General features: G+C 75.5%; 7 protein-coding genes. 2 read left to right on the forward strand and 5 right to left on the reverse strand.

The window, feature by feature from the left end; all coding sequences use genetic code 11:
- Positions 1–2 precede the first annotated feature (2 nt).
- Positions 3–926 (forward strand): DUF6597 domain-containing transcriptional factor, encoded by a 924-nt coding sequence (locus tag ACIQOV_RS23290; protein ID WP_401051310.1) that lies wholly within the window; start codon positions 3–5, stop codon positions 924–926.
- Here ACIQOV_RS23290 and ACIQOV_RS23295 read toward each other — a convergent pair.
- The 4 genes from ACIQOV_RS23295 to ACIQOV_RS23310 all read right to left on the reverse strand — a co-directional run bounded on the left by ACIQOV_RS23295 (position 817) and on the right by ACIQOV_RS23310 (position 4,782).
- Positions 817–1,803 (reverse strand): ABC transporter substrate-binding protein, encoded by a 987-nt coding sequence (locus ACIQOV_RS23295; protein WP_401051313.1) that lies wholly within the window; start codon positions 1,801–1,803, stop codon positions 817–819. The two genes, ACIQOV_RS23290 and ACIQOV_RS23295, sit on opposite strands and share 110 nt — an antisense overlap.
- 71 nt (positions 1,804–1,874) lie before the next feature.
- Positions 1,875–2,693, reverse strand: coding sequence for an ABC transporter ATP-binding protein (locus tag ACIQOV_RS23300; RefSeq protein ID WP_401051315.1), 819 nt, complete (start codon positions 2,691–2,693; stop codon positions 1,875–1,877).
- On the reverse strand, positions 2,693–3,739 hold the full coding sequence (locus ACIQOV_RS23305; RefSeq protein WP_401051317.1) for a FecCD family ABC transporter permease: 1,047 nt from the start codon (positions 3,737–3,739) through the stop codon (positions 2,693–2,695). Before ACIQOV_RS23305 ends, ACIQOV_RS23300 begins: the two co-directional genes overlap by 1 nt.
- Complete coding sequence (locus tag ACIQOV_RS23310; RefSeq protein ID WP_401051319.1) at positions 3,736–4,782, reverse strand: FecCD family ABC transporter permease; 1,047 nt, start codon at positions 4,780–4,782, stop codon at positions 3,736–3,738. Before ACIQOV_RS23310 ends, ACIQOV_RS23305 begins: the two co-directional genes overlap by 4 nt.
- A gap of 99 nt (positions 4,783–4,881) precedes the next feature.
- On the opposite strand from ACIQOV_RS23310, the gene ACIQOV_RS23315 reads away from it, so the two are divergent.
- Positions 4,882–5,511 (forward strand): HAD family hydrolase, encoded by a 630-nt coding sequence (locus ACIQOV_RS23315; RefSeq protein ID WP_401051322.1) that lies wholly within the window; start codon positions 4,882–4,884, stop codon positions 5,509–5,511.
- A 90-nt stretch (positions 5,512–5,601) separates the two neighbouring features.
- Here ACIQOV_RS23315 and ACIQOV_RS23320 read toward each other — a convergent pair whose 3' ends face one another.
- Positions 5,602–5,841: a hypothetical protein gene (locus tag ACIQOV_RS23320; protein WP_401051325.1), complete on the reverse strand. Its 240-nt coding sequence runs from the start codon at positions 5,839–5,841 to the stop codon at positions 5,602–5,604.
- Between the last annotated feature and the right edge of the window lie 156 nt (positions 5,842–5,997).

The raw sequence follows: 5,997 nt of genomic DNA on the forward strand, positions 1-5,997 counted from the left end.
GCATGGACTCCCCGGCCTCCCCGGACGCCCCCGACCTCGGCCGGGGCGTGCTCCACCCCGCCCGGGCGGCGGAGCTGATCACCGTGGACCGGCTCGCGCCCGACCCGGCCGTGGCGGTGTTCGTCGAGTACTACTGGCTGGTCCGCTGGGACCTGCACGGCCTGCCGCCGTACGAGCAGAAGGTGCTCGCCCACCCCAACGTCCACCTGGTCTTCGAGGCGCCGGGGGCGCGGGTGTACGGGGTGGACCGCTCGCTCTTCGTCCGCCGGCTGGAGGGCGCCGGGCACGTGCTGGGCGCGCGGTTCCGTCCCGGCGCCTTCCGCGCCTTCGCCGGGCACCCGGTGAGCGGGCTCGCCGACCGTTCCGTGCCCGCCGCCGAGTACTTCGGGCCCGGGGCCGACCGGTTCAACGCGGAGGTCCTCGGGGCGCCCGGCGATCCGGCCGCGCTCGCCGACGCCTTCCTCCGCCCCCGGCTGCCCGCGCCCGACCCGGTCGCCGCCGAGGTCGCCGCCGTGGTGGACCGGATCACCCGCACACCGGACCTTCGCCGGGTGGACGAGCTGGCCGCCGAGTCGGGCCTGACCGTCCGCCGTCTCCAGCGTCTGTTCGCCGAGTACGTCGGCGCCTCCCCGAAGTGGGTGCTGCGCCGTGCCCGTCTCCACGAGGCCGCCGAACGCGCCGGTACGGACGGCGGGTTGGACCTGGCCGCGCTCGCCGCCGAGCTGGGTTACGCCGACCAGGCGCACCTCACCCGGGACTTCACCGCGGCCGTCGGCGTCTCCCCGGCCCGTTACGCGGGGGCGCGCCGGACCCCGGCTACGCCCCCAGGAAGCGCTGCAGCTCGTCCAGCACGTAGTTGGCCCCGGTGTACCCGATCCCCTGGAACCACAGCTGGTCGTCCACCGGGAACGCCCGGTGCCCCTTGACGGCTCCCAGCGCCCGCCACCCCGGGCTCGCGAGTGCCGCGGTGGCGCCCGACAGCTCCGGATCGCCGTACGTGGCGTACAGCAGCAGGTCACCGTCGGCCCGGGCGAGCTGGTCCGGCGGGATCGCGAAGTCCGACTGGTCGACGTTCTGCGCGTCGGGCCGGCCGATCTGGGCGTCGGAGAGCACCGTCCCGGGGAAGCTCTGCCGCCCGAACAGCCGGATGCCGCCGCCCTCCACGAACCGCACCAGGCTCACCTTGCGCCCCGACAGCTTCGCCGCCGCCAGCGCCTGCGCGACCTGTCCGGCGTGCTTCTGGTACGCGCCGGCGAAGGCCGCCCCGGCCGCCTCCCGGCTCAGCGCCTGGGCGTGCAGCTGGAAGTCGGCCTTCCACGGCGCCCCGGACGTCTGGGTGAGCACGGTGGGGGCGATCTCCCGCAGCTGCTCGTAGCGGTCGCCGTCGCGGGTCTGGTTGGAGAGGATCAGGTCCGGCCGCAGGGCCCGTACGGTCGGCAGGTCGGGTGCGCCGGCCGGGCCGACCAGCCGGATCCCGGCCGTCCGGGAGGCCGGCCAGTACTCGGGGTAGCTGGTGTCGCGGCCCGGCAGCGCGGCGCCGACCGGGGTGATGCCGAGGGTCAGCGCGGAGTCGAGCACGTCGGTGTCCAGCACGACCACCCGCATCGGCGCGCCCGGCACCACGACCGGGCCGGTGGCGGCGTTCACCGTCACCGGCGGCACCGGGGCCGGGGACGGCCAGGCGCCGGTGGCGAGGCCGTCCGCGGTCCCCGGGGCCGGGTGCCCGGTGGTGCAGCCGGCGGCCGCCGCGAGCGCGCCCGCGCCGAGGCCGGTCAGGAGGGTGCGGCGGGAGATCCGGGGCATCGGCGGTCCTCTGGCGGCGCGGGCGGGTCGGGGCGCCGTCGATTATGTCCGAAATGGCAGCTAAAGTGCCGTTAAGCGGGAGCGCCGTCCGGGGTGAGCGCCGCCCACGGGGCGCCCGGCACGACCAGCGGGGTGCCGGTCACCGGGTCCGGCACCACCACCGAGTCCAGTCCGAACACCTCCCGCACCAGCTCGGCCGTCACCACGTCCCCGGGCGGGCCCTGCGCCACCACCCGGCCGTCCCGCATCGCCACCAGGTGGTCCGCGTACCGGGCGGCCTGGTTGAGGTCGTGCAGCACCGCGACGACCGTCCGACCGCGCTCGACGTTCAGCCGGCGGACCAGGTCCAGCACCTCCACCTGGTGCGCGATGTCCAGGTAGGTGGTCGGCTCGTCCAGCAGCAGGATGTCGGTGCCCTGGGCGAGCGCCATCGCGATCCAGGCGCGCTGGCGCTGGCCGCCGGACAGCTCGTCCATGCTCCGCTCGGCCAGTTCGGCGGTGGAGGTGCGCTCCAGCGCCTCGGCGACCGCCGCCTCGTCCTCCGGCGACCACTGCTGCCACCAGCTCTGGTGCGGCTGGCGGCCGCGCGCGACCAGGTCCGCCACCGAGATGCCCTCGGGGGCGGTCGGCGACTGCGGCAGCAGGCCGAGCCGCTGGGCGATCCGCTTGGTCGGGATCCGCGCCAGCTCCTCGCCGTCCAGCAGCACCGCGCCCCGGACCGGCTTCAGCAGCCGGCCGAGGGCCCGCAGCAGGGTCGACTTGCCGCACGCGTTCGGGCCGACGATCACCGTCACCCGCCCGTCCGGAACGGCCACGTCCAGGCCCTCGACGACCGTGCGCGCCTCGTAGGCCAGGGTGAGGCCCCGGGCCTCCAGACGGTGAGCGGACATCAGGAACCTCCACGGCGGGATCGGATCAGCAGCCACATCAGGTACGGGGCGCCGACCATGCCGGTCACCACGCCCACCGGCAGCTCCGTCGGAGCGAGCAGCCGCCGGGCGATCAGGTCGGCGAGGACCACCACCAGCGCGCCGGTCAGCGCCGAGCAGAACAGCGGGATCTGCGCCGAGCGGGCCAGCCGCAGCGCGATCTGCGGGGCCATCAGCGCGACGAAGTCCACCGGCCCGGCGGCCCCGGCCGCGCACGAGGCCAGCACGATGCCCAGCAGCGCCATGCCGAGGCGGATCCGGTCCAGGCGCAGGCCGAGGCCGACGGCGGTGGCGTCGTCGAAGGAGATCGACCGCTGGGCGCGGGCGGCCCACAGCGCGACCGGCAGGGCGGCGAGCAGCACCCGGGCGAGCCATCCGGCCTGGTCGTAGCCGGCGCCGTTCAGGCTGCCGGTCATCCAGACCTTGGCGGCCTGGGCCTGGAAGCCGTCGCCCTTGGTCAGGAAGACGGAGGTGAGGGAGGACAGCGCGACGCTGATGCCGATGCCGATCAGCACGAAGCGCTGCGCGTGCAGGCCGCGCCGCCAGGCCAGCGCGTACACCAGCAGCCCGGCGATCAGCCCGCCGGCCACCGCCGCGTACGGGGCCTGGCCGGTCGAGCCGACCACGCCGTACGCCATCAGGCCGACCACGGTCGCGGTCGCGCCCCAGGTCACGCCCACCACGTCGGGGCTGGCCAGCGGATTGCGGGCGACGGTCTGGATCAGCGCCCCGGCCAGCCCGAGCGCCAGGCCGACCAGCAGCCCGACCACCACCCGGGGCAGCCGGAACTCGCCGACCACCAGCTCGTGCGGGCTGGGCCGTCCGAGCACCACCTTGACCACCTCGCCCGGCGGGACGGTGGACTCGCCCAGGCAGAGCGAGGCCACCACGGTCGCCGCCAGCGCCACCAGCAGCCCGACGGCGACGGCCACCGAGCGCCGGTGCAGCAGGAACGACGCCCGTCCGGCCCGGACGACGGAGTACCCGCGCAGGGGGACGGAACTCATGCGGCCACCACCTTCCGGCGGCGGACCAGGGCCACCAGCACCGGGACCCCGACCAGGGCCGTCATCACGCCCGCCGGGACCTCGGACGGCGGGAACAGGACCCGGCCGAGGGTGTCGGCGAGCAGCAGCAGTGCCGGGCCGAGGACGGCGGAGAAGGCGAGGATCCAGCGGTGGTCGGCGCCGGCCACCGCACGGGCCGCGTGCGGGACGGCGAGGCCGACGAAGGCGATCGGACCGGCCGCCGCGACCGCGGAACCGGTCAGGACGGTCGCGCCGAGCGCGCCGACCGCCCGGACCAGGCCGGTCTTGGCGCCCAGCCCCTTCGCGGTGTCGTCGCCGAGCGCCAGCGCGTCCAGTCCGCGCGCCACCGCGACCACCAGCACCGTGCCGACGGCCAGGAACGGCAGCAGCTGCCAGGCCACGTCCGAGGTCCGCCCGGAGAGCGAGCCGACGTGCCAGAAGCGGAACTGGTCCATGGTGGCCGCGTCGGTGGTCAGCACCAGGGTGTTGAGCGAGGCGATGAAGGCGGACGTCGCCGAGCCGGCCAGCGCCAGCTTGATCGGCGTGGCCCCGCCCCGGCCGCGCCCGGCAAGCCCGTACACCAGCGCGGTGGCGATCACGGCGCCGACGAAGCCGAACCAGACGTACCCGGTGAGGGTGGAGACACCGAAGCCGGAGATGGCGACCACCACGCCGGCCGCCGCGCCCTGGGAGACGCCGAGGATGCCGGGGTCGGCGATCGGATTGCGGGTCAGGCCCTGCATGACGGCCCCGGCCAGGCCGAGCGCGGCGCCGACGGCCAGGCCGACGACGGTGCGCGGCACCCGCAGCTCGCGGATCACCACGGCGTTGGCGGTGTCGCCGCCGTGCAGCAGGGCGTCGAGCGTGTCGCCGAACGGGATGGTCCGGCTGCCGACCGCCAGGCTCAGCAGCACTGCGGCGGCCAGGACGGCGAGGGCGGCGGCGAGCCACAGTGCTCGGCGCCGAGGCGCGCGGTACGGCGAGCCGGGCGGTGCGCCGGGCGGTGCGCTGGTGTCGGTCATGGGCCCTCTCCGCAGACAACTCAGGTAAACCTAAGTTCAGCTGAGAAGCCCGGGCAAATCGCCTCGTGGTCCGCGGCGCCGGTTGGGTAGCCTGACGGTATGTCCGCGACCCCACCCGCTCCGCTCACCGTCGGCTTCGACCTCGATATGACGCTGCTGGACACCCGGCCGGGTATCCGCGCCACCTACCTGGCGCTCTCCGCCGAGACCGGCACCTACGTCGACGCCGACCTGGTGGTCACCCGGCTGGGCCCGCCGCTGCTGGACGAGATCCGCAACTGGTTCCCGGAGGCCGACGTGGAGCGGGTCGCCGACCGCTACCGCGAGCTCTACCGCGACCACGCCTTCGCCCCGACCGTGGCCCTGCCCGGCGCGCACGCCGCCGTCGAGGCGGTCCGCGCCCACGGCGGCCGGGTCGCGGTGATCACCGGCAAGTACGAGCCGAACGCCCGCCTCCACCTGGAGCACGCCGGGCTGGCCGCGGACACCGTGATCGGCGACCTGTGGGCGGAGACCAAGGGCGAGGCGCTGCGCGAGCACGGCGCGAGCGTCTACGTCGGCGACCACCTGGGCGACATCCGGGGCGCCCGGCACGCGGACGCCGTCGCGGTCTGCGTGCCCACCGGCCCGTACAGCGCGCAGGAGCTGCGCGAGGCGGGTGCGGACGTGGTGCTGGCGGACCTCACCGACTTCCCGGACTGGCTCGCCGCGCACCTGGCCGAACGCTAGCGCCGACCCGCAGCGGCCCGTAGCGGTCAGGCGAGCCCGTAGCGGTCCGCGCGGCCCGCAGCCGGTCCTCGGCGGCCGTCCCGGCCGTCCTCAGGACTCGACGGGCGCGCTCCGGCGGCGCTGGGACCGCGCGTTCAGCAGCAGCCCGGTCAGCGCGGCCAGGAAACCGGCCGGCATCAGCATGCTCAGCCAGTAGGCCGCCGTCGGCAGCGGCGTCAGGTGCAGGAACAGCGGGACGAAGGTGACCAGGGTGGCGAGTGCGCCGACACCGAAGACGATCGCCCCGGCCTTGACGTACACGTCGCCGGGGTCGGTGCTCTGGCTGCTCACGTCTGCTCACTCCTCCGGGCCGGTCGGCACTGTCCCCAGTCTGGCAGAGCGGCGGCCGGGGGCCGCCACCGGAGCGGGTCGGTCACGTTGCGCAGTTTCCCGGCAGCTGAACGTTTTGATCCCTGTTGAGCGGGGGTATGCACGGGGTGCCGAGGG

It is taken from the genome of Kitasatospora sp. NPDC091257 (genome assembly GCF_044757675.1).
In the GTDB taxonomy this organism is placed as follows: domain Bacteria; phylum Actinomycetota; class Actinomycetes; order Streptomycetales; family Streptomycetaceae; genus Kitasatospora; species Kitasatospora lactacystinica.